The sequence below is a fragment of the Salinivibrio sp. MA427 genome, from assembly GCF_001996115.1.
Classification (GTDB): domain Bacteria; phylum Pseudomonadota; class Gammaproteobacteria; order Enterobacterales; family Vibrionaceae; genus Salinivibrio; species Salinivibrio costicola.
On the sequence record NZ_MUFH01000015.1, the window covers coordinates 1 to 23,821 of the forward strand.

Genomic DNA, 23,821 nt, shown 5'->3' on the forward strand with positions numbered 1-23,821 from the left:
GGCCAAAATCCCCCCTTCGCTCGATATGGCGGCGCGAACCATGGGCTGCACCACCACGGGGGTCATTCGCCGCGTGCACCTGCCTTTAATTCGTCGTGGTACGCTTATTGCGATGCTGCTGGTGTTTATTGAGTCGATGAAAGAGCTTAATGCGGCTATTTTACTGCGCCCATTTAACTTTGAAACACTGGCCACCTATGTGTACAACTTTACCTCTGATGAACACTTAGAGTACGCCGCATTACCGGCAATTTTACTGGTAGTGGTTGGATTAATTCCGCTTATCTTGATTAACCGGTCATTGGAGCAGAAATATCAATGAAGTGCGCCTTGTCGATTAAAAACCTGACCTGCAGCTATAATGGCACGCCTGTCTTAAAAGATTTATCGCTGCAAGTGGCACCTGGAGAGATTGTTTGCCTACTCGGCGCCAGTGGCTGCGGAAAAACCACCTTGTTAAAAGCAATGGCAGGTTTAATGCCGCTATCGGCAGGGACGCTATCGATTGGCTGTAAAGTCATGGATAATGAGCATCACTCTGTGCCACCTGAGCAGCGTAATATCGGTATGATCTTTCAAGATTATGCGCTTTTTCCGCACCTAACCGTTGCAGAGAATATCGGGTTTGGACTTTCACAGTTGGCCACTCAAGCGCGAGCGAGCAAAGTGGCTGACATGCTTAAATTGGTCCATTTAACTGACCTTGGGGATCGTTATCCGCATCAATTATCCGGTGGTCAACAGCAACGGGTAGCGATTGCTCGTGCGCTTGCCTATGAACCCGATCTGTTATTACTGGATGAGCCTTTTTCTAACATTGACACCCAGGTACGCCACGACTTGATTGAAGAGATCCGGCGTATTTTTAAATCACAGGGTGTGACAGCGATTTTGGTGACCCACAGTCGTGAAGAAGCCTTTGCCTTTGCCGATAAATTGGCCGTAATGAATCAAGGCCTTATTGAACAGTTCGGTGATACCACAGAGGTCTATTATCAGCCTGCAAGCCGCTTTGTGGCAGACTTTCTTGGTCAAGGGTCTTATGTTCCTGTAACCGTGTCTGAGCAAGAGCAAATGCAGACGCCACTTGGCCCTTGGCCGCGTCCTGTACATTGTCATCCCGGCCCGCATTGGTGGTTACTCCGGCCACAATTTTTAAGTATTCGGGCAGACGATCAGGGCGAGGGACAGGTCTTGTCACAGCAGTTTATGGGAGATAGCAGCCGCTACACCATTGATATTCATGGGCAGAAGTTGTCGGTTCACGCTCGAGAGCCGCTGTCGGTCGGAGAAAAAGTGCGTTTAAATATTCGTTCTCATGAGCCCGTTTTGTTCAATGATGGACCGAGCTTTATCGATCCCTAACGCGCATGGATGACGCATTAAAAAGCCAACGTGACGTTGGCTTTCTATCGTGCCATGGCGTTTAGCCATGCTGGCATAATACATCAATGTAATGCTGGGCCATGGCGTTAAGCGCCGCTTTATCGGGCTGTTGGTGGGCTTGTAAAAATAGCACATAGCAGACCCCTGCTAGCATGCTGGCGAGCTCTCTGGGTTGATGACGATCTGTCATTTCGCCTTTTTCGATGCCACGTTTAAATACGTTCTCGAACTGATCAACCGCATCTCGACTGCCTTTGACAAAACGTGGCCAAATATCCTCGCGAATCGACGTACTCCACTCAAACCAGACTTTCATCCACGCTTTATCCGCGAGTGCGGTATCAATTATCTGTGATGTGATACAGTTTAATGCGCCGCGCATCGATTGATCTTGCTCGGTACACTCATTAATCAACGCAATAAAGTGCTTTTCGGTTTGTGCAAGGATTTCTTCCACAAGGTCTTCGCGCGTGGGAAAGTAGTTAAAGACGGTCGCGACGGAAACGTCCGCCATGTCTGCGATATCCGCGTGCCCAGCGCGGCCAATACCGCGTTTCGCAAAAACATCTAAACCACAAGTTAATAACTGCTCTTTACGTCTTTCCGGCGACAGTCGCGTCCTTGTTCTTTCATTTGATTGAGCCATCCTAAAACCTGCCAACTTATTTTTGGTTTGTACAAATTAATTATTGTTTGTGCTAACAATTTTCTTATTAGCGATATTGAGTTTATACCAGCTATTTATCGTCTGACAACGGGCGTAAAGCTGATCTGGGCCGTAAAACGGTAATTTTGTCTGCAAAAAAAGTCATTCATTATTAAAAAGACAGGCATGGATTATTTTTTCTTATCAATCAGTGTGATAGTTAACTAGTGTGCGGGTGCAAATGGCTGACAACCGGCGTGACTGGGATCCGCAATCGATTTAGTGCTAGACTATGCCACCTTTGTTAGTGACCCCCGCGATCGTGGGGACAAACCATCGGGGCAGATATGAAACACACCGTTGAAGTGATGATTTCAGAACAGGACGTACAGGCGCGAGTAAAAGCCCTGGGCGCCGAGATCAATGAGCATTATAAAGACTCAAACGACCTTGTTTTGGTCGGGTTGCTGCGTGGCTCGTTCGTCTTTATGGCTGATTTATGTCGCGCGATTGACTTGCCACATTCGGTCGACTTTATGACCGCATCAAGCTATGGCAATAGCATGGAAAGCACGCGTGACGTGCGCATTCTTAAAGATTTGGATGATGACATCAAAGGAAAAGACATTCTTTTGGTTGAAGATATCATTGATACTGGCAACACGCTCAGTAAAGTCTGCGAAATCTTATCGCTGCGTGAGCCAAACTCGGTACGTATTTGTACCCTGCTCGATAAACCCGAGCGCCGCGAAGTGAATGTGACAGTCGATTGGCTTGGCTTTACCATCCCGGATGAATTTGTTGTCGGGGTTGGGATTGATTACGCTCAGAAATATCGCCATTTGCCGTATATCGGTAAAGTGATCCCATTGGATTAATCTCCGCAGCGACGCGTAACGCCTGTCATCACAGAGTGGCCGGTGGTTATTACGATAAATGAAAAAACCGAGCGCTTGCTCGGTTTTTTTGTAGGCACTTTTTGTAGCGACTTTTGTAGGAAACATAGCGGATTCGGTGGGTTAGCACGTCCCCTCATGCTCTGGCGCACGCTGATAATGCGAAGCCGATAGCCCCAGTATTTCTTGTAGGCAAGATGCGACGGCGACCGATGACCAAGTTCCAGTGAGCACCCCCACAAACAGCGTTAGGGCAAAGCCATATAGCGCATCGCCACCCAGTATCAACAAGCATCCGATGGTAAACAGCGTCGTCCCGGCAGTGATCAAGGTACGCGAGAAGGTCTCGCAGACCGCAATATTGGTGCTGATATAAACACATTGGTTCGGTTTGGCCCTTAGGACATCGCGCAGCCGGTCACCGATCACAATCGAGTCATTGAGCGAGTAACCGATTACCGCTAGCAACCCGGCAATCACATTGAGATCCATGGGCACGGCGAGAATGGCGAGTAGCCCCAAGGTGAGGGTGACATCGTGTACCAGCGCGCCTATGGCTGCGAGGGCGAGTCGCCACTCAAAGCGAATCGCCAAATAAAGCATGATCGCCAACGAGGCAACTAGCAGGGCTAAGCCACCTTGTTCAAACAGGACCTGACCGACCTGAGGGCCGACTACGTCAGCTTGAATCAAACTCACTGGCATCGATAACGCAGTACTGATTTGTACCATCACCTGCTGAGGATCTTGCCATTGAGAGGTGTGGGGCAACACTAACTGCCACTGTCCCTGCGTGGTACTTGCCTTGAGCGTGGCCAGATCGCCAAACTGACTGTGCAGGGCTGGGATCAGCGTATCACTGCCAGCCAAGCTTGGTAGCGCGAAGTCAATCACGATACCGCCGGTAAAGTCGATGCCTAGGTTCAGGCCATAATAAGTAATCGCCCAGATGCTCATGGTCATTAGCAGCGCGGAGAGAGCGAAGCTGGTATAGCGGGCTTGGGTTAAGTTCATGGTATTCATTCCTTAAATGGTCACCGCGCGGCGGCGATCACGCCCCCAAATCGGATTGATGATGGCTCGGGTGCCAATAATGCCGGTTATCATGCTGGCGCACAGCCCCAGAATCAGAGTGGTGGCAAACCCTTGTAAGGGGCCAGAGCCGACGGCGTACAAACAGGCCGCAGAAATCAAGGTGGTGATATTGGCGTCAAAAATTGTGCTAAACGCCGCGCGATAGCCGGTATCAATGGCATTGGCTAGGCTTGCGCCCGCTCGCAAGCGATCGCGAATACGCTCAAAGATAAGCACATTGGTATCGACCGCCATGCCTACCGTGAGTACAAGGCCCGCGATGCCTGGCAACGTCAGCACAGCACCGGGCAGTAGCGCGAGAAGACCGACTTGCATCATGAGGTTGGCAGTAAGCGACACAATCGCCACCCAGCCAAAACGGCGATACCAAAGCACCATAAAGATAGCCATGCCGATCATGCCGACAGCCAGTGCGGAAAAGCCTGCTTTAATATTCTCAGCACCTAAGGTGGGACCAATCGCGCGCTCTTCGACGATTTTAATGGGGGCGGTTAATGCGCCGGCACGCAATAGCATCGAGAGGTTACGCGCTTCTTCTGGGCTCGATAGCCCCGTGATCCGAAAGCGATCACTGAGCGCACTTTGGATGGTCGCTACGTTGATCACGCGCTCGTGAGCCACCAGATCGCCCTGCGCATTGGTTTGGTACTCGCGATAAACGGTCGCCATTGGATCGCCCAAGTGCCGACGAGTAAACGCAAGCATGGTCTCGCCACCTTGTTTATCCAGGCGAATGTCGACTTGAGGACGCCGCATCTCATCGACACTGGTGCGCGCATCAATAATATGTTCACCGCCTAAAATGGCGTGGCGCGCGAGCGGGACGGCATTGTGCTGCGCATCGTATAGTGGTTTAGGGCTGGTAGGATCGAGGGCATAGAATGCGAGTGAGGCGGTGGCACCAATCACGCTTTTGGCTTGCTTAGGATCATGCACGCCAGGTAGTTCGATACGAATATAGTCTTTGCCTTGACGCTGCACACTGGCTTCGGCCACGCCTAACGCGTCGATACGCTTGCGCAGAATATCGATATTCTGACGTACGGCTTGATGACGCATGGCCTCACGCTCGGTATCTGTCATTTGCCAGCGATGGGTGGCACTGGTAAAGCGCCATTGAGGATAATGCTCAGTAAACCAACCGCTCACTTTGGTACGATCAGCGGCATTTAACATCGGCAATTGCACCGTGGTTTTATCCTGCTGGTTGAGGCTCGCGGTCGGCGGCAAGCGCTGACTGTCTAACCAAAGATTGAGGCTTTGGAGCAAGGCGTCTGCTTGATGGGTCAGTGCTTGGTCGGTGTCGACCCACAGTAATAATTGGACGCCACCGCGCAGATCTAGCCCTAGCTTAACCGGCTCGGCGCCTAGGCGGGATAGCCACGCGGGCGCTGCGGATAAATAATCGAGAGTGATCTCCGCATCGGCACCTAGGGCGCCTTTTAATTGCTGTTGTACGTTCTGTTGCTGGCTAATATCGGGCGTGATTAAGGTGACATTCCCTTGCGAGTCATAACGTACCTCACTGACGGCCTCTGGATGGGCGTTTAGCCAGCCTTGCAGCGCGTGGTGAGAGTGATGAGACACGCTCACTACAGGATGATCGCCAAAAAAGCTCGGTAATGCCTGCATGGAGAGTACGATTAGCATCAGCACCAATACAGCATAGTGCCACAACGCATACCGATTAACGGGAGTTGCTTTATTCATTTTTTCTCCTTGGCTGTGCATCGTGCACAGCAAACCTCACATCGAGTGTGAACTCGATGTCGCTACTGGGGGATTAAGGCGCACAGGCCTTCAGGAAAGCGAACGATTAACGCGAATGAATAAAGCGATATTGCAGATTGTGTTCTCGCCAGCCTCCGAGGCGGGGGAACGAAAATGCAAGATATTGGCGGGAGAGATACACCCCAAGCACGCACAAAAAGGCGATGAGGTGCCAAGCAAGGCTAACGTGCGTGGGAGGAAAAAGGGTGGCTAAATGTGGCGGTTGGGGATCGTCATCCAATAAAGGGGCTGGCAGTGCAACGCTGGCTCTTGCGGTCGACAGTAGGGCCGGTGTGTGTTGCAGCGCATGAATTTGCTGATTTGGCTGCCACGGTGAAACATGAGATTTCGCCACGGCATTAGCGATCACCGCAAACAGCATCAGGCTCGCCATCAGCCACAAGAGGAGCAGAGAGCGATGCGTAGCGTGGGATGAAGGTGTGATCGGAGTCATGGTCGTGTTGTACGACGATTCATCACCGCGCACAAGCATTATAGCGTCAGCATTGTGTCAATTTTCATAGAGAGGATGTGTGGCGGCGCCGGGGACCAAATGGCTCATCGCCGCTTGATAGTGTATCTCTAACGATTCACGGCTGTTCGCTGTCATACCGAGATCGCGTAAGATCCCGTCAGTAGTGTCGTAAAACCAGCCATGGATATTGACATCTTGGCCTCGTTCCCAGGCGGCGCGTAAAATGGTGGAGTTGCCTAAATGATAAACCTGCTCAGCGACATTGATTTCACATAAACGATTACCACGCGCTTGGGGCGGCAATTGGCTCAGATAGCTTTTATGCTTAAGGTAAAGGTCGCGAATATGTAATAGCCAATTATTGATAAGACCCAGCTCGGGATTTTCAATCGCGGCATGCACCCCGCCACATCCGTAATGACCACAGACAATAATATGCTTGATTTGCAGCACATCAACGGCATATTGCACTACCGACAAGCAGTTTAAATCCGTGTGGATCACTTGGTTGGCGACATTGCGATGCACAAACAGCTCGCCAGAGTCTAATCCTGTTAGTCGCTCAGCAGGCACACGGCTATCGGCACAACCAATCCACAAATATTCCGGATGCTGCTCTTTCGCTAGGTCGGCAAAAAACTGGGGATCCGTATCACGAATGTCTTTTGACCAGGCTTTATTGTTGGCAAATAACGCTTTTATCTGGGCCATGCTCACTCAGTCTGTTGGCAAAGTTATCAATCGTCACTATACCGCACTCTTGAGGTGTGAAATATACTGAGATCAATATTCACATTTTTTTACATCGGTCGCGTCCAGCGGATCACGCTGTGACGCTTTCAACCACTGCTCGGATAGGTTAATACGAGAAAATTCGTATACTGTTCGCTCTATCATAATCTTAACGGCAGTCGAGGTAGTGCGTGTTTGATAAAGGACGATTTGCGCAGTTGTCATTAAAGGGGGATTTATTCGGCGGGGTGACCACCGCGATTATCTCATTACCACTGGCGCTCGCCTTTGGTGTTGCCTCCGGTGCTGGCGCTGAGGCCGGGTTATGGGGAGCGATTTTGGTGGGGCTGTTCGCGTCGCTATTTGGTGGCTCTTCGACGCTGATATCAGAGCCCACGGGGCCGATGACAGTCATTATGACCGCGGTACTCACCGCCATGATGTCGCGTTATCCCGAAGGTGGCCTTGCCATGGGCTTTACTGTGGTGATGATGGCGGGCGCGTTTCAAGTGCTGATTGGCAGTTTGCGGCTGGGCAAATACGTAACCTTGATGCCGTATAGCGTGGTGTCCGGTTTTATGTCGGGGATTGGCGTGATCTTGATTTTGCTCCAACTCGCGCCATTATTAGGGCAAGCGGCACCGTCCGGCGGCGTCTTAGGCACCCTGACAGCGATACCGGATTTAGTGATCAATGCCGATATTAAAGAAGTTTTTCTTGGTGCGCTCACCTTGGGTATTTTGTTTTACTTTCCGGCCAAATATCGTCGTTTTATCCCAGCTCAGCTTGTCGCCTTAGTCAGTATTACCTTGGTGTCGGTACTGCTTTTTGATGCCGAGAGCATCCGCCGTATTGGTGAGATCCCGACCGGTTTACCCTCGCTAGTAGTGCCTCATATCACCGCAGAGCATTTTACCACCATGGTCATTGATGCCCTGGTGCTGGGGACGTTAGGATGCATAGACACCTTACTGACCGCAGTGATTGCCGACTCGCTGACTCGCCAAGAACATAATTCCGACCGTGAATTGCGCGGCCAGGGCGTCGCCAATATGATTGCAGGCCTGTTTGGCGCACTGCCGGGGGCCGGTGCTACCATGGGCACTGTGGTCAATGTACAAGTCGGGGCGCGTTCACCGTTATCGGGGATATTCCGTGCCGCTATTTTAGCCGCAGTCGTGTTAGTGGCAGGGGCATTCACTGCGCCGATCCCAATGGCTGTGCTTGCCGGTATTGCGCTTTATGTCGGTTTTAATATTCTCGATTGGAGCTTTCTACATCGCGCGCACAAAATCAGCTTGCAGCAAACCGGTATCATGTACGGTGTGATGGCGTTGACTGTATTTGTTGATCTGATTGTCGCGGTGGGCCTGGGTGTCTTTATTGCTAACTTACTGGTGATCGAGCGATTAAGTCGCGAGCAGGCAAAACAGGTACGGGCCATCAGTGATGCGGAAGACGATGAGGTGCCGTTAAATGATGAAGAGCGTGCGCTTTTAGATGCCAGTAATGGCCACGTACTCTTTTTCTACTTGTCTGGCCCGATGATTTTCAGTGTCTCAAAGGCCATTGCCCGTCAGCACGCTCATATCCGTGAGTTTCGGGTGATGATCCTCGACTTAAGTGATGTGCCTATGCTGGACATGACGGTAGGGCTGGCATTGGAAAACGCAATCAAAGATGCGCGTGAAGCGAATTGCACGGTATTTTTACTTTGCCCGCATGATGAAACGCGAGAGCAACTTCAGCGCCTGCATATTGGCGATTGGGTGCGTGACGCGCACATCTTCACTTCGCGTAAGCCTGCACTCGAAGCGGCCAATCGATTAGTCGAAGTCATGCCTGCGTAAGCGTATTGACTGCCAAAGCGTATTTATTCTCAACGCGCATTTATTTCCAAAAGGCAAAGTCGCGACAGCATGGATCGTGGTTAATCGCCGCCCTCGGTGCGATTAACCCTTTTTTTGTGGCGGTGTTTCTCAGACCAATACCGGTTACCATAGCAACATTGATGCGTCAGACAGCATGATGCTGATTTTATCTTAACGGGAGCTTATGAAAGCAATTGAAATCAAGGATCTCGTCAAAACGTACGGGTCCAATGTGAAGGCATTGAAAGGCGTGTCGCTCTCGGTCGAGGAGGGCGATTTTTATGCGCTGCTAGGGCCAAATGGCGCGGGGAAATCCACGACTATTGGCATACTGAGTTCGCTGGTCAATAAAACCCAAGGGCAGGTCAGTATTTTTGGCTATGACTTGGACACCCAAAAGGTGGAGGCGAAAAAGCAAATTGGTCTGGTGCCACAAGAGTTCAACTTTAATCAGTTTGAGAAAGTGCAGCAAATTGTGGTGAACCAAGCTGGCTACTATGGGGTGCCGCGAGCGCAAGCTAAAGAGCGTGCGAAGAAATATCTCTCACAACTGGATTTGTGGGACAAGCGCCATGAGCCCGCGCGTAATTTATCGGGTGGAATGAAACGGCGGTTGATGATAGCCCGTGCCTTGATGCACGAGCCGCGTTTGCTGATCCTGGACGAGCCAACCGCAGGCGTCGATATTGAGCTGCGCCGTTCTATGTGGGACTTTTTAAGCCAGATTAATCGTCAAGGGATCACTATTATTCTCACCACCCATTATCTGGAAGAAGCCGAAACCCTGTGCCGTAATATTGGCATTATCAATCGGGGGCAGCTGGTCGAAGATACCTCGATGAAGGCGCTGTTATCGAAGTTAGATGCTGAGACCTTTATTCTCGACCTCCAACCTGGGCATCAGCTCAATGCGCTTGAGGGCGTGAACTGGCAGACCACTGACACCAATACCTTGGAGGTGGAAGTCAGCAAGTCAATGGGATTAACCCCGGTCTTTGAGCAGTTGTCACAACAGGGAGTGCAAGTATTATCCATGCGTAATAAGGCCAACCGTTTAGAAGAGTTGTTTGTCACCTTAATTCAGAAAAATGGGGAGGAGCACGCATGAATGCCTTGTATTGGATTGCATTTCGTACCCTCATTTATAAAGAAGTGGCGCGTTTTACTCGGATCTGGGTGCAAACCTTGGTCCCGCCCGCGATTACCATGAGCTTGTACTTTGTCATTTTCGGTAATTTGATTGGGTCGCGTATCGGCCAGATGGAAGGTTTCAGTTACATGGAGTATATCGTTCCTGGCTTAATCATGATGTCAGTGATTACTAACTCCTACTCCAATGTGGCGTCTTCCTTTTTTAGTGCCAAGTTTCAGCATAATATCGAGGAGCTGTTAGTCGCGCCTATCCCTAACTATGTGATTATTGCCGGTTATATTGGTGGAGGCATGTGCCGTGGCTTAGCGGTGGGGGCTTTAGTGACAATGACGTCCTTGTTCTTCGTGGATTTGCAAATCGCGCATCCATTTATCGTGGTCACCACGGTGACGCTGACCTCTGCCGTGTTTGCGTTAGGAGGCCTGATTAACGCCATTTTTGCCAAAACGTTTGACGATATCAGCCTGATCCCGACCTTTATACTGACCCCGCTAACGTATCTCGGTGGCGTGTTTTATTCGCTGTCGCTGTTGCCTGAGTTTTGGCAAGGGGTGTCTAAGCTGAACCCTATCGTGTATATGGTTAACGCGTTTCGCTATGGCTTTTTAGGGGTATCCGATGTGGGGATCATGACATCATTTGGGGTGCTGTTACTGTTTATTATCGGCTTATACGCGCTGGCTTGGCGCTTGATTTCTAAAGGTACCGGCTTGCGTAGCTAAATACCACACCGCCCCAGTCAGTATGGCTGGGGCGTTTTTTTGCTCGCTGTTTGGTATACAAACGCGTATCGAGTGGACAAGGTGTCAATTAAATAAACCTTTAAGCCAACCGACGGGATCCGGCTGGCGACATCGCTTGGCAAACTGGCCATTTATGTCCCATACGGGGAGCGACGTCTCACCGCGACAATTTAGCGCGTATTGGCTACCTTGTTGGCTGACCGCCACGGTGGTGATGTCGGCAGGCCAAGGGAGTGCCAAGGGTGTCGCGCCTCGACGGTTTAAATAATCATCATAAACACGTAAAGCACCAGAGGCCCCGGTGAGCCCTGTCGATTGATTATCATCGCGGCCCAACCACACCGTGGTAACTTCTTTGTCGTCGATACCGACGAACCAGCTATCACGGTTATCATCTGTTGTCCCCGTTTTGCCTGCGAGTGCTGCATGGCGATGACGTTGCTGCAAGAAACGCCCTGTTCCCTGTTTCACCACTTGCTTCATCGCATACAAGGTCAGCCAACCGGCTTGCTCAGGCACAACACGTTCCGCTTTGGGCCAGTTTTGATACAATCCTTGACCTTCTTTGGTAGTAACGGCCCTCAGAGCCGTTAATGGGGCCCTTTGCCCTGCATTGCCCAGTGTTTGGTAGACTTGAGTGACCTCAAATGGACTCATGCTAAATGCCCCCAGAAGCAGAGAGGGAACGCGTGGAATGGTGTCAGTTTTTGCCCCTAATTGACCAAAGGTGTTAACCACACTTTCTAACCCCAGTTGCATGCCGAGGTTGACCGTTGGCACGTTATAGGATTTTGCCAAGGCGGTCAGTAATGACACGGTGCCGCGGTATTGGCGATCATAGTTGCGAGGTTGCCAACTACTCCCTTGACTGCCTTCTAAACGAATGGGCTTATCGTCAATCTTACTGGTGAGCTGAAAGCGTTCAGGCTGATTTAATGCAGTCAAATAAACCGCAGGTTTGGCGAGTGAACCGATAGCACGTTTCGCATTTAAGGCACGGTTAAAGCCTGCAAAGCCCGGGCGAGCGCCACCCACCATGGCACGGACCTCGCCACTTCGTCTGTCTGCGATCACGGCGGCGGCTTCTAGTTGATTTCCTGCGCGATGTTTAAGCGCCTTCACCTTTTCGGTCACCGCACGCTCAATCGCTTGCTGTGACACAGGATCAAGGGTGGTGAAAATACGTAACCCAGCGCCAGCGGCATATTTATCACCGACTTTGTGACGGATTTCTTCTTTGAGTTGATCAAAGTAAGCCGGTTGAGGACGCGATAGGGTAGGCGTTTTTTGAATATCAAGCGGACGGCTGGCTGCCGCTTGGTAATCGGTGCTTGACAGTCGATTTTGCTCTAGCATCAGTCGTAGCACCAGATCGCGACGACTTTTCGCGCGTTCAGGGTGGCGGAACGGGTTGTAGTAGGAAGGCCCTTTTACCATCCCCACGAGCAGCGCCAGTTGGTCTACCCGTAACTCGCTAATCGGACGTCCAAAATAGAGTCGCGCGCCTAACGGAAAACCATGTACGGGTTCGCCGCGATTTTGTCCCAGATAGACTTCGTTAAAGTAGGCTTCTAACAGTTTATCCTTGCTGTAGCGAAAATCGAGGATCAATGCCATGTAGGCTTCTTGCGCTTTTCGCCACAAGGTGCGATCGCGGGTGAGAAAGAGGTTTTTAGCCAGCTGTTGCGTTAAGGTAGAGCCGCCTTGTACGGTACGACCGGCGCGAATGTTAGCCACGAGTGCGCGTAAGATCCCCGTGGGTGAAACGCCTTCATGGTGATAAAAATCTCGATCTTCTGTGGTGAGTAACGCCTCGACTAAAAACTCTGGGAAACGCTCTCGGGGTAAAAATAGGCGTTGCTCATTGATGCCAGACTCCATCATGCCCAGTAATTTCGGCTCGATGCGTAAAAGCCCTAGCGATTGGTTGGCGCTAACGTCAGTAATCTGGTTGACTTGATTATCGCCAAAGCTCAGCATCGCATGTCGTGCGGGCGCCGGGCCATCTTCAAAATCAAACGGACGACGAATGATTTCAAGCCGTGTTTGTGAGGCCGAATACTCACCAGGACGCTTCGGCGTGCGTACTTTTTGGTAATTCAGCGCATCCAATTGCTGACGCAGTTGAAGGAGTGATACATCGCTACCTGGYGAGAGGTTAATCACTCGGCCATATACCACGCCCGGAAGCTGCCAAATTTGGCCGCTACTAAAACGGTCTTGTATCTTACCATCCAGATAAATACCGAGCATGACAACGGCGGCGATTCCCACCAGGCTGCACTTCAATCCGAGGCTTAACAAGCGTTTGCTCCAGCTCGGTTTGGCGGCGGCTTTGTTCGGCTGACGCTTCGGTGATGAACGTTTTTTATTGCTCGCGTGTGAACGTGTTTTTTTATCGGCCATACAATCGATTAACTCTGGTTAAAATGGCGTTTGGTTTGACGCGTTGGCGCATGGTTAGCCGGATCATCCGGCCAAAGGTGCTTAGGGTAGCGCCCTTTCATTTCCTTTTGCACCTCTTTATAACTCCCTTGCCAAAAGCCGGCGAGATCTTGGGTAATTTGTAATGGACGTCCGGCGGGAGAGAGCAGCTCAACTTGCACGGCAACGTGGCCGTTGGCGAGCATTGGAGTTTGTGCCTGTCCATACATTTCTTGCATTTTCACGGCCAGTACCGGTGCACTGTCCGGGGTATAACGCAGTGGATAACGCGACCCGGTTGGCACTGTTATATGTGTGGGCAGTGCCGCATTTAATTGCTTGGTCACCGCAAAGCCGAACCAGGCTTCCAACACGGGTTTGAGATCCAATTGCTGGAGCGCTTGCCAGCGTGACATGTCATGAATAAAAGGGGCCAGCCAGGTATCGAGCGAAGCGAGTAAGTCTGCATCGCTGAGTGACGGCAGCGCAATATCCAATCCCCATGCTTGGGCGCAGCGTGCACGCGTTAGCAAGGACTGGCTGGGGCTCTGCCAATTCAATGCATCAATGCCTTTTTGGCGAACGGCATCCAATAGCCCTTGTGTTTGCTGCTCGGCACTCAGCGTGTCGAGCGGTTCGCAAGCGAGGACTAATTCGCCCAAACATTGCTGCTTTTCTGCTTTCAGCGTGCCACGTTTATCATCCCATGCGACCACATCGCGATGGCTAAATAAATCGGGACGCGCATCTTGAAGCGCAGTCAGTGAGATAGCAATCGCACTATAGGCCCGACTGTCCCCCTGATCACCGGCCATTACATCACAGATGACGATGGCGTCGGCGCGGCTGAGTGGGTCTTGGCTGTCCAAGATGACGCCGTGGCCATTGGCCATCATAAAGCGGCCCGATTTTCCGCGTGCCAGTGCGATTCTATCTGGCCAAATGTTAGCGGCCAGTAGCGGCAGCAGGGTATCATCGAACTGAGGTTGCAAGGCAATGCCAACACTACGGGCTAGTGACTGTGCGCGGTGCTGATAGTCTTTGTAGGACATCGCTACGCGCAATTGGTCGATAAGTGCCAGTGAGGCCCCCGAGGTCATGGGTTTTTCGGCCCACGCCGCCAGCCAGCACGCGGTGGATAGCGTCGAGGTATCGGCTTTTTCAACGCGTGCCAACATGGCGGCAGTACGAGGGCTGGCAGCCAAGTGGCTTGCGCGTTGCCCCAAGGTGGTTAATCCGTGGCGTGCATCAATCAGCCCTAATTGTGTCAGTCTTAGACAGGCGGCTTGCCAATGTTTTGTGGGCGGTACGTCAAGCCAATGTAAATCTTTGACGTCGCAGCCCCACTGGATCACATTGAGGGCAAGATCGGTTAAATCTTCACGCAAAATAGGCGCAGTCGGTGCAACTGGTAAGCGCTGAAATTGCTCTTCACTATAAAGCCGTAAGCAGTGTCCATGTGCGAGGCGACCTGCGCGGCCCGCTCGTTGGATCGCAGCACTGCGCGTGACTTGTCTTGTCACCAGCTTATCAAGACCTGTTTGCGCTTGATGCATGATCATGCGCTCAAGCCCCGCATCAATCACCAGCTGGATCCCTTCAATGGTTAAGCTGGTCTCAGCAATGTTGGTGGTGAGTACTAACTTGCGCATGCCAGCCGGTGCGGGATAAATAGCCGCTTGCTGGGCTGAAATATCAAGGCTGCCGTGGAGTAAGTGGAGATCCATGTCATTAGCAAGGCGCCCTTTAATGGCCTCATGAACCTGTCGAATTGCGCTCATACCGGGAAGAAAAAGCAGTGCCGAGCCGCTGTGCTGAGCCATAAAATCCAAGCTCGCACTGGCAACAGCACTTGCCCACGATGTGTGCCGTGAAAGCGGGTGATATTGATAATGAATCGGGAAACTGCGCCCCTCAGTGGCGAGTGTGAGTGCGTTGGGCAAATACTGACATAAGGCTTGATTATCTAAGGTGGCGGACATGACGACCAAGCGCAGATCGTCACGTAATCCTGCTTGGCAATCTAAGCTTAATGCGAGGGCAAGATCAGCATGTAAACTGCGTTCGTGAAACTCGTCGAATAAAATCAGGTTCACACCGTCGAGCATGGGGTCAGTTTGCAGTAAGCGGGTCATCACCCCCTCGGTCACGACTTCTAATCGTGTGTTAGCACTGACTTTTGTCTCGCCACGCATTCTTAACCCGACCGTTTGGCCGATAGGCTCATTCAAATGATGGGCGAGGAAGCGGGCAATATTGCGCGCCGCAAGCCGACGCGGCTCCAGCAACACGATTTTTCCCTCTCGCGTTGTCTGCTCAAGCAGCGCGAGTGGCAAGCGTGTTGACTTCCCGGCCCCCGGTGGCGCGGAGACGATGATCTGTGGATGCGTTGATAGCCCGGCGATAAGGTCAGGAATCACGGTATCAATCGGAAGCTGAGACAAGAATTTGCCCTTTGTGTCAGAATCAAAGCCGCTATTTTAACGGACTGAGTGTAAAAGGAGAGCCCATGCGACTATTTTTCGCATTAGGTTTGGACGAGAAAACCAATCAAGCCGCTCGGGAGCAACTTGTTCGCTACAACCATCATCTTTGTGGTGAGGCGCGCGCGGTGCCCGATCAGAACTTACATCTCACCTTGGCGTTTTTGGGTGAGGTCCCTGATACTAAGCTCCCTGCGCTCCAAACCGCGGCAAGTAACCTAGCTCTGCCTGCGTTTTCTCTCACTACCTCAGGTGTTGAAGTATGGGAGCAGCCGAAAATTGCGTGTGTGACGTTCAACCAACCCCCGCCGGAATTGTTTGATCTAGCCCATCACTTACAAACCTTACCTGTTTGGCACGCTAAAGCGGACAGTCATGCGTTTACTCCGCATATTACCTTGCGTCGTGGCGTTAAGCATCAACAAGCCTTACACCTGCCACCTTTGCCAACACAGACATTTGCCTGTCAACGCTTTGGCTTATATGCTTCGTCTTCCTCCGCGTCGGATGAATCGATACCGCGAGACAATGAGGGGCGGGCGTTATACCAATGCCTGCATCAATTCAGCCTTTGTTAATCATCAGCAGGAACGGCAGATGCAGTTTTCCCCACCACTAGCGTCGGCAACCTTAGTACGTCGTTATAAACGGTTTTTGACCGATGTGACCTTAGACAATGGCGAGCGCCTGACCATCCATTGTGCCAATACTGGCGCAATGACCGGGTGTGCAACGCCCGGAGATACTGTGTGGTACTCGACGTCAAATAATCCGAAGCGTAAGTATCCACACAGTTGGGAGCTCAATCATACTCAGCAGGGAGATTGGATTTGCGTGAACACCACGCGTGCCAATACCTTGGCCGTTGAAGCGGTGCAAGCTGACCGTATCCCTGAACTAGCCGGTTATGCACAATTACAGACAGAAGTACGCTATGGCAGCGAAAATAGCCGTATTGATTTGCTGTTACGTGACGATGACAAATCCGACTGCTATATAGAAGTGAAGAGTGTCACTTTATTAGAGGGTGATGGTTGGGGCGCATTCCCTGATGCTGTATCGACGCGAGGACAAAAACACCTCCGTGAGCTTATTGCGATGGTCGAACAAGGACACCGCGCGGTTTTATTGTTTGTTGTTTTGCACTCGGGGATTGAAAAAGTCACAGGAGCCCCCCATATCGACCCGGATTATAACCAGCTGCTCAATTATGCGCTGGCCTCGGGGGTTGAAGTCATTTGCTATCAAGCTCAGGTGTCAGCGAGTGAGCTAAATCTGGTTAATTCCGTACCTTTTGTTGCTCACACAACAAAAGTGTAAGCATGTTCACATTGGGCGTTGCGGGGCGTAAATCAAAGATTGCCACCCTAAAGGCTTTCTGCTATAGATAGCGCCCTCATTTGACAGACACGTGTCATGTCAAGGTTTTTTAGGAGAAGCTGAATGCCAGAAAGCAAAGAAAAGAAATCGCTGGGCATCCTGGCCTTAGCTGGATTAGAGCCATACCAGGAGAAACCTGGAGAGGAATATATGGGCGAGCCACAGCTCGAGCATTTCCGTAAAATCCTCAATGCATGGCGTAATCAGCTCAGGGAAGAAGTCGACCGCACCATGAATCATATGAAAGATGAGGCGGCAAATTTCCCCGATCCTGTCGATCGTGCAGCGCAGGAAGAGGAATTTAACCTAGAGTTACGTAACCGAGATCGTGAGCGTAAGCTGATCAAGAAAATTGATAAGACACTCCAGCGTATCGAAGACGATGATTTTGGCTTTTGCGACTCATGTGGCATCGAGATTGGCGTTCGTCGCTTAGAAGCGCGTCCAACCGCCGAGCTATGTATTGATTGTAAAACACTCGCTGAGCTGAAAGAAAAGCAAATGGCGGGATAATCATCACTGAGGGAGTCGCGCGCAAAAATATCGCGGGCGGCTATCATCCCACAAAATAGTAATCACCCCATAAAATAAAAGGGAGCTTCGGCTCCCTTTTTGTGTTTGTAGACGCTTGTGTTCATGCAAGATCCCCGTACAATTTGCGCTATTCATTATCCGCCCATGGCGCTGAGACCCGAGTTCATTCGTTTATCATGACATCGCACGCTGCTTATATCGGTCGTTTTGCGCCGTCGCCATCAGGACCTTTACACTTTGGCTCATTGGTGGCTGCGCTGGGCTCTTATTTAGATGCTCGTGCCCATCATGGCCGATGGCTGGTACGGATTGAAGATATCGATCCGCCACGAGAAAAGCCGGGCGCGGCCAGTGAGATTCTGCGCACGCTTGAGGCGTACGGCCTATATTGGGATGGTGCGGTTCGTTATCAAAGCCAGCATCTAGGTGACTATCAGGCGCAAATTGATGCTTGGCTCGCGTCAGGGCGCGCGTATTATTGCACGTGTACACGGCGTCAAATTAAACAGGCAGGTGGCGTCTATCCAGGTTGGTGCCGAGATAAAAACAAAGCGGCTGAACACGCTGCGGTGAGGCTAAAAAGTCCGGTTGAAGTGTTAGCGTTTAACGATCGACTGCATGGTTCGTTGCCTCTTGATCAGCAATTGGCTAATGAAGACTTTATCATTAAGCGCCGAGATGGGCTCTATGCGTATAATCTTGCCGTCGTGTTAGACGATATTGACCAAGGGGTCACAGACATTGTCCGAGGGGCGGATTTAATTGTTCCAACGGGACGCCATATTGGATTATATCGTCTGTTAGGCGCGCGACTGCCGCACTACCTGCACCTCCCGTTGGCATTAAATGCGGAGGGGCAAAAACTATCGAAACAAAATCGTGCGCCAGCTATTGATAATCAAGCCCCGCTGCCTGCGTTACGTGCAGCGATGCGGTTTCTTGGTTTACACGCAGTCGCAGAGGAAAAGGTGGCAACGCCTACTGAATTACTAAATCTTGCGGTCAATACGTGGTCGTTGACGCACTTACCCAAACAAACGGAAGTGACGACAGCATTCTAAAATGGCCCACCCTGATATATTATATGCCGCTGTTTCATGGCCCGAACAATCAAATATGAGGTGAGCTATCTTTAATCGAGTGACCAGCTTTTGCCGTAAGGTTCTGAATCGTGATGGTAAAACACGAGCAATTGAGGATCTTAAGTTGGAAGTTATCCCCCGCAAAGCACACGGCATTTCGCGCAAAGGTATCAGCGAAAATGCGCTGAAAGTGCTCTATCGCCTGCATAAAGCGGGCTATGAAGCGTACCTCGTTGGCGGAGGGGTGCGCGATCTGCTATTGGATCGCGAACCCAAAGACTTTGATATCGCCACCAATGCCACACCGGATGAGGTGCGAAAGTTATTCCGTAATTGTCGTCTGATTGGCCGCCGTTTTCGCCTTGCCCATATTTTGTTTGGACGAGATGTGATTGAAGTGGCAACCTTTCGAGGTCATCACGGTAAAAGCGAGCCAGACAAAAAAGACAAGCAAACAGCACGTTCTGAAGACGGTATGCTGCTGCGCGATAATGTCTACGGCACCATTGATGAAGATGCGCAGCGCCGCGACTTCACCATTAATGGACTGTATTACAACATTGCTGACTTCTCTATTCGTGATTATGCCGGTGGACTGGACGATCTAAACAATCGTGTTGTTCGCCTGATCGGGGACCCAGAAACGCGCTATCGAGAAGATCCGGTACGTATGCTTCGAGCCGTGCGTTTTGCGGTGAAGCTGGACATGACCATTAATGATGCAACCGCGGCACCGATGGTTGAGTTGGCGCCCTTATTACAAGACATTCCCGCGGCACGTATGTTTGAAGAAAGCTTAAAGCTGCTGCAAGCGGGGCAGGGGCTTGCAACCTACCAAATGCTGCGTGAGTACAACTTATTTCAGCAGCTTTTCCCTGCGGTCGCGGCCCACTTTACTGAAGCGCAAACCAGTCAAACTGAACAAATGCTTGAGCAGGTGTTACGTTCAACGGATAAACGCGTTGCTAACGATCAGCGCATCAATCCCGCTTTCTTATTTGCGGCGATGCTTTGGTATCCCTTGGTGACACGTGCTGAAGAAATGGCGTTTGAAAGTGGTTTAAGTTACTACGATGCCTTTATGGTAGCGGCGAGTGATATTGTTGACGAACAAGTAAAAACCGTTGCCATCCCTCGCCGTTTTACCGCGATGGTGCGAGAAGTCTGGCAATTACAAATGCGCATGACCCGTCGTACGGGAGCGCGCGCATTCAAAACGTTGGAAGAGAAAAAATTCCGCGCGGCGTTTGATTTGCTAGAAATGCGCGGTGCGGTAGAAGGTGATGACACGGAAGCATTGTGTGCGTGGTGGCGAGACTTTCAACGCGCCGATCAGGGTGGGCGTCAAAAAATGGTGCGTGCGATCAATAAGGTTAGCAACACGCGCTCTCCTAAATCACGCCGTCGTAAAGGGCCGCCGCGTCGGCGCAAACCGCAGTCGAACTCAGACGCATGAACCGAGTGTATATAGCGATTGGCAGCAACCTAGGTGAGCCGATAAAAAAAGCACAACAGGCGATTGCGGCACTAAAAACACTGCCGCAAAGTTCTTGGGTGGCCGTGTCTTCTCTTTATACCAGTCGGCCAATGGGGCCAGCGGATCAGCCTGATTATGTCAATGCAGTGGTTGCGCTGGACACCTACCTTGACCCTCTGACACTATTGGATGCCACGCAAGCGATTGAGCTTGATTATGGCAGGGAACGCAAAGCAGAACGTTGGGGCCCAAGAACCTTAGATCTCGACATTTTGCTTTATGGTGACCGTGTTATCGAGCATCCACGACTGACGGTGCCACATTACGGCATGAAAGTACGTGAGTTCGTGCTTTATCCACTTGCCGACATCGCCCCCGACTTGTGCTTGCCGGATGGCAGTACGCTCGCCGCGTGCCTGACGCGCGTGGATCGTAACGGTTTAACCCGTATCTGCGATCACGCTTAATCGGTGGGCCCCAGTTTCAGGCTTTGGGAGACACAATGAAAAAAATCACAATTACTGATCTGATCACATGGAAGCAACAAGGACAAAAGTTTGCATCCCTTACCGCCTATGATGCGAGCTTTGCTCAGCTGTTCGAGCAACAGGATGTCCCTGTTTTGCTGGTGGGCGACTCCTTAGGTATGGTGCTACAAGGGAAAAGCGATACCTTATCCGTATCCGTTGCCGATTTGGCCTATCATACGCGTTGCGTGCGTGCAGGCAGCCCGAATAGCTTGTTAATGGCCGATATGCCATTTATGAGCTGTACAACCCCCGAGCAGGCGTGTACGAATGCCGCTGAATTGATGAAAGCGGGCGCCAACATGGTCAAAATTGAGGGCGGTGCCTGGTTAGCACCAACCGTAAAAATGTTGACTGAACGTGCGGTGCCGGTTTGCGCGCACCTGGGCCTGACACCGCAATCGGTGAATATCTTCGGCGGCTTTCGCGTGCAAGGGCGTGACGATGAAAAAGCCGAACAGATGGTGGCCGACGCCGTTGCACTAGAGCAGGCAGGTGCACAAATCATCCTACTTGAGTGCGTGCCAGCGTCACTCGCCAAGCGGATTACCGACACCGTCTCGGTACCTGTCATCGGTATTGGAGCCGGCAGTGACACCGATGGTCAGATTTTGGTCATGCACGATATGCTTGGCGTATCGGCTAACTATATGCCCAAATTCTCGAAAAACTATTTGGCAGAAACAGGTGATGCCCGCGAAGCGGTGGCCAAGTACGTGCAAGAAGTGGCGAGCGGCGAATTTCCCGGTCCCGCCCACACGTTTAAATAGAGAGACCGAGTATGCAGATAATTTCTGAGGTTGCGCCACTGCGCGATCACGTCGGCCAGTGGCAAAAAGCGGCCAAGCGTATTGCGTTTGTGCCCACCATGGGAAACTTACATCAAGGCCACTTAACCTTAGTCCGTAAAGCCCGAGAGCAGGGAGATGTGGTGGTGGTTAGTATATTTGTTAATCCCATGCAATTTGATCGCGCTGACGATCTGGCTAACTACCCGCGCACCTTGGATGATGACTTAACCAAGTTGCGTGAAGAAGGCGTCGATCTTGTCTTTACGCCAAGCGCGGATACCCTCTATCCTCACGGCCTTGAGGCACATACAGCGGTTGAGGTACCAAAACTCTCATCCATGCTAGAGGGCGCGTCTCGTCCGGGCCATTTTCGTGGTGTCGCGACCGTGGTGACTAAGTTATTCAACCTCGTGCAGCCTAATGTAGCGTGTTTTGGGGAAAAAGATTTCCAGCAGCTTGCTGTCATCCGCAAAATGGTTACAGATATGGCGATGCCGATTGATATTATTGGTGTGCCAACCGTGCGTGAAAGCGATGGTTTAGCCATGAGCTCTCGCAATAACAATTTAACCGTGGATGAGCGCCAGCGTGCCCCTGTGCTCGCAAAAACGATGCGTTGGATGAGTGCGCAAATGCGTAATGGACGGCGTGATCTGGATGATCTGATTGAGGATGCGCACGATCAGCTGCGTGCTGCGGGTCTTCAGCCCGACGAGTTCTACATCCGCGATTCTGACTCGCTAGGGACGATCACTGATAATAGCCGCCAAGCGGTTATTTTGGTGGCGGCCTACCTCGGTACCACACGCTTGATTGATAACTTCATGGTCGATTTACAGCGTGCGACGGAAAAAGCGGACAAGACAGAGACCGCGAATCACTAACTGTCTGCATCCATAAAGTACGAAATACGTGTCCTTGGTTTTAAGTACGCTTTCACCTCCTCAGGGAGTTTAGAGATAGGCACGGCCGTGTCTATCTCTAGTTCACTATCACGCATGTCAATAATGGTCGCTTGATCCGACGGAATGTCGGGATCATAAATCATCACATTTGGTTTGAGCAGTGCGGTGCTGTTAACTGAAATAATAATACCGACTTCCTCATTAGAGAGTTTAACCACTGTACCGGGTGGGTAGACGCCCATCATCTTGACGAATAACGCTAGCAGACGCGGATTAAACTTCGCTTTATTCTCTTTAAACAAGTGAGACAAAGCCGCAAAGGGCATACGAGCGGGCGCACCAAACTGTGGGCGGCATAAGCGATCGAAAAAGTTAACCATGCCAACAATCTGCGCAGGCTCCTCAATCTCATCACCATTCAGACCTTTTGGAAACCCACTGCCATCGGCAAATTCATGATGTTGAGCAATGATAGCCTCGACTTCGGGCGTGCATTCGTCCATGTCTGTTACTAATTCCGCGCCATAGTTCACGTGCTGACGGTAGTAGTTCATTTCAGGGTCGGTTAAACGCTCTTTTTTACGGACAATCGCAGAGGGGACTTTTTTGGTCCCAATGTCATGCAATATCGCGCCTGTCATAAGGGAGCGAATCTGATCGTTGTTATAGCCATGACTGCGTGCCACCATCAAAGCTAAGACGGCAACGTTTAGCGAGTGCGCATACATATCTTCCGCCAATGTCGGATCATCCATCAGATGCAAGGTAACATTCGATTCACTGCCAAATAGCATCATGCTATCAACCAGCATACGAACATCCTCGTTGGCTGCCTGAGGGCGGTTTGAGGCTTTCATATTGATAGCACGTAGTTGTGCCATTGAACGCTGATAGTGTTTCTGTACTTTTTGGATCCGAGCATGAAAGCGACGCTGTTCTTCTATGCGCTGTTGTTTTTCTCGCTCCATTGCCTCTTTGTCTCGGCTGACCGCGTTTGGGTCAATTTCATCTGGATTTTCTTTTTTTTCTGCCAGCGCAGGCAAGGGCACGGCGGTACTTTTATTTGGATAGTAATAAACAAAACTCGTGGGTAGAGAGCGTATCAGCTTAGCTTGGGCGTCACTCTCGATTTGAAAGCGGTTGAGCATAAAAGGGTGCTCACGCCATTTTAAGGGGAGTTTGATATAAAGACCGGCTTGAAGTCTGTTTGTAGACAGTTTGATGCTAGCTGACATGTGGATACGGCACTCGTTCCATGAGATGAGAAATCATGAGGAGAAAGAATTAGCACATAGATTAGCATAAAAAAAGCCCCACTCGAGAGAGTAGGGCTATTTCTAATATGGTGCCCGGAGGCGGAATAGATCGCGGCCTGCAAGGTCACCGGCACGGGTGTCGGTGCAAGCATAAAAAAAGCCCCACTCGAGAGAGTAGGGCTATTTCTAATATGG

22 protein-coding genes are annotated in these 23,821 nt (G+C 51.1%); 14 read left to right on the forward strand and 8 right to left on the reverse strand.

The genetic code is table 11. From position 1 onward, the window contains the following. The coding region (locus tag BZG79_RS02845) for an ABC transporter permease subunit (RefSeq protein ID WP_199877516.1) at nucleotides 1-322 on the forward strand (322 nt) is incomplete at its 5' end. Next, complete coding sequence (locus tag BZG79_RS02850; RefSeq protein ID WP_077669148.1) at nucleotides 319-1,365, forward strand: ABC transporter ATP-binding protein; 1,047 nt, start codon at nucleotides 319-321, stop codon at nucleotides 1,363-1,365. The genes BZG79_RS02845 and BZG79_RS02850, both read left to right, overlap by 4 nt. 61 nt (nucleotides 1,366-1,426) lie before the next feature. Here BZG79_RS02850 and BZG79_RS02855 read toward each other — a convergent pair whose 3' ends face one another. Then, nucleotides 1,427-2,032, reverse strand: coding sequence for a TetR/AcrR family transcriptional regulator (locus tag BZG79_RS02855; RefSeq protein WP_077459838.1), 606 nt, complete (start codon nucleotides 2,030-2,032; stop codon nucleotides 1,427-1,429). A 347-nt stretch (nucleotides 2,033-2,379) separates the two neighbouring features. Between BZG79_RS02855 and hpt the strand changes: the two genes are divergently transcribed. After that, nucleotides 2,380-2,910 carry a hypoxanthine phosphoribosyltransferase gene (hpt, locus tag BZG79_RS02860; protein ID WP_021024183.1) on the forward strand — a complete coding sequence of 177 codons (531 nt, stop codon included), beginning with the start codon at nucleotides 2,380-2,382 and terminating at the stop codon, nucleotides 2,908-2,910. A 141-nt stretch (nucleotides 2,911-3,051) separates the two neighbouring features. Here hpt and secF read toward each other — a convergent pair whose 3' ends face one another. From secF to can, 4 genes are all read right to left on the reverse strand, one after another. Then, the gene (gene secF / locus BZG79_RS02865) at nucleotides 3,052-3,942 is read right to left on the reverse strand and encodes a protein translocase subunit SecF (protein WP_021024184.1); all 891 of its coding nucleotides are present in this window, start codon (nucleotides 3,940-3,942) and stop codon (nucleotides 3,052-3,054) included. Nucleotides 3,943-3,954: 12 nt separating this feature from the next. After that, nucleotides 3,955-5,733: a protein translocase subunit SecD gene (gene secD / locus BZG79_RS02870; protein WP_108743218.1), complete on the reverse strand. Its 1,779-nt coding sequence runs from the start codon at nucleotides 5,731-5,733 to the stop codon at nucleotides 3,955-3,957. Between the two features lie 106 nt (nucleotides 5,734-5,839). Continuing rightward, nucleotides 5,840-6,175 carry a hypothetical protein gene (locus tag BZG79_RS02875; protein WP_199877518.1) on the reverse strand — a complete coding sequence of 112 codons (336 nt, stop codon included), beginning with the start codon at nucleotides 6,173-6,175 and terminating at the stop codon, nucleotides 5,840-5,842. A 129-nt stretch (nucleotides 6,176-6,304) separates the two neighbouring features. Further along, on the reverse strand, nucleotides 6,305-6,979 hold the full coding sequence (gene can / locus BZG79_RS02880) for a carbonate dehydratase (protein WP_077459835.1): 675 nt from the start codon (nucleotides 6,977-6,979) through the stop codon (nucleotides 6,305-6,307). Between the two features lie 212 nt (nucleotides 6,980-7,191). Between can and BZG79_RS02885 the strand changes: the two genes are divergently transcribed. The 3 genes from BZG79_RS02885 to BZG79_RS02895 all read left to right on the forward strand — a co-directional run bounded on the left by BZG79_RS02885 (nucleotide 7,192) and on the right by BZG79_RS02895 (nucleotide 10,746). Continuing rightward, nucleotides 7,192-8,850, forward strand: a complete 1,659-nt coding sequence (locus tag BZG79_RS02885) for a SulP family inorganic anion transporter (protein WP_077773686.1) — start codon at nucleotides 7,192-7,194, stop codon at nucleotides 8,848-8,850. Between the two features lie 205 nt (nucleotides 8,851-9,055). Next, a complete protein-coding gene (locus tag BZG79_RS02890) occupies nucleotides 9,056-9,979 on the forward strand; it encodes an ABC transporter ATP-binding protein (protein ID WP_021024189.1) in 924 nt (307 codons plus the stop codon). Further along, nucleotides 9,976-10,746: an ABC transporter permease gene (locus tag BZG79_RS02895; protein WP_077459834.1), complete on the forward strand. Its 771-nt coding sequence runs from the start codon at nucleotides 9,976-9,978 to the stop codon at nucleotides 10,744-10,746. The genes BZG79_RS02890 and BZG79_RS02895 overlap by 4 nt, the downstream gene beginning before the upstream one ends. Nucleotides 10,747-10,830: 84 nt before the next feature. Here the strand turns inward: BZG79_RS02895 and mrcB are convergent, their stop codons facing one another. Together mrcB and hrpB are read right to left on the reverse strand one after the other, a co-directional pair. Further along, entirely contained in the window at nucleotides 10,831-13,173 is a 2,343-nt protein-coding gene (mrcB, locus tag BZG79_RS02900) for a penicillin-binding protein 1B (RefSeq protein ID WP_077459833.1), read from the reverse strand. An 8-nt stretch (nucleotides 13,174-13,181) separates the two neighbouring features. Next, nucleotides 13,182-15,635, reverse strand: a complete 2,454-nt coding sequence (gene hrpB, locus BZG79_RS02905) for an ATP-dependent helicase HrpB (RefSeq protein ID WP_077773687.1) — start codon at nucleotides 15,633-15,635, stop codon at nucleotides 13,182-13,184. Between the two features lie 65 nt (nucleotides 15,636-15,700). Here hrpB and thpR point away from each other — a divergent pair, with 65 nt between their 5' ends. The 8 genes from thpR to panC all read left to right on the forward strand — a co-directional run bounded on the left by thpR (nucleotide 15,701) and on the right by panC (nucleotide 22,349). After that, nucleotides 15,701-16,252, forward strand: a complete 552-nt coding sequence (gene thpR, locus BZG79_RS02910; protein ID WP_077669141.1) for an RNA 2',3'-cyclic phosphodiesterase — start codon at nucleotides 15,701-15,703, stop codon at nucleotides 16,250-16,252. Between the two features lie 19 nt (nucleotides 16,253-16,271). Next, the gene (gene sfsA, locus BZG79_RS02915) at nucleotides 16,272-16,994 is read left to right on the forward strand and encodes a DNA/RNA nuclease SfsA (RefSeq protein WP_077660095.1); all 723 of its coding nucleotides are present in this window, start codon (nucleotides 16,272-16,274) and stop codon (nucleotides 16,992-16,994) included. Between the two features lie 123 nt (nucleotides 16,995-17,117). Continuing rightward, nucleotides 17,118-17,567 (forward strand): RNA polymerase-binding protein DksA, encoded by a 450-nt coding sequence (dksA, locus tag BZG79_RS02920; protein WP_021024195.1) that lies wholly within the window; start codon nucleotides 17,118-17,120, stop codon nucleotides 17,565-17,567. A gap of 197 nt (nucleotides 17,568-17,764) precedes the next feature. After that, nucleotides 17,765-18,649, forward strand: coding sequence for a tRNA glutamyl-Q(34) synthetase GluQRS (gene gluQRS / locus BZG79_RS02925; RefSeq protein ID WP_021024196.1), 885 nt, complete (start codon nucleotides 17,765-17,767; stop codon nucleotides 18,647-18,649). 79 nt (nucleotides 18,650-18,728) lie between these two features. Beyond that, the gene (pcnB, locus tag BZG79_RS02930) at nucleotides 18,729-20,126 is read left to right on the forward strand and encodes a polynucleotide adenylyltransferase PcnB (protein WP_021024197.1); all 1,398 of its coding nucleotides are present in this window, start codon (nucleotides 18,729-18,731) and stop codon (nucleotides 20,124-20,126) included. After that, the gene (gene folK / locus BZG79_RS02935; protein WP_077773688.1) at nucleotides 20,123-20,614 is read left to right on the forward strand and encodes a 2-amino-4-hydroxy-6-hydroxymethyldihydropteridine diphosphokinase; all 492 of its coding nucleotides are present in this window, start codon (nucleotides 20,123-20,125) and stop codon (nucleotides 20,612-20,614) included. The genes pcnB and folK overlap by 4 nt, the downstream gene beginning before the upstream one ends. Before the next feature lie 35 nt (nucleotides 20,615-20,649). Beyond that, on the forward strand, nucleotides 20,650-21,444 hold the full coding sequence (panB, locus tag BZG79_RS02940) for a 3-methyl-2-oxobutanoate hydroxymethyltransferase (protein WP_021024199.1): 795 nt from the start codon (nucleotides 20,650-20,652) through the stop codon (nucleotides 21,442-21,444). A gap of 11 nt (nucleotides 21,445-21,455) precedes the next feature. After that, entirely contained in the window at nucleotides 21,456-22,349 is an 894-nt protein-coding gene (gene panC, locus BZG79_RS02945; RefSeq protein ID WP_077773689.1) for a pantoate--beta-alanine ligase, read from the forward strand. Here the strand turns inward: panC and BZG79_RS02950 are convergent. Then, nucleotides 22,346-23,605 (reverse strand): HD-GYP domain-containing protein, encoded by a 1,260-nt coding sequence (locus tag BZG79_RS02950; RefSeq protein WP_077773690.1) that lies wholly within the window; start codon nucleotides 23,603-23,605, stop codon nucleotides 22,346-22,348. The two genes, panC and BZG79_RS02950, sit on opposite strands and share 4 nt — an antisense overlap. Between the last annotated feature and the right edge of the window lie 216 nt (nucleotides 23,606-23,821).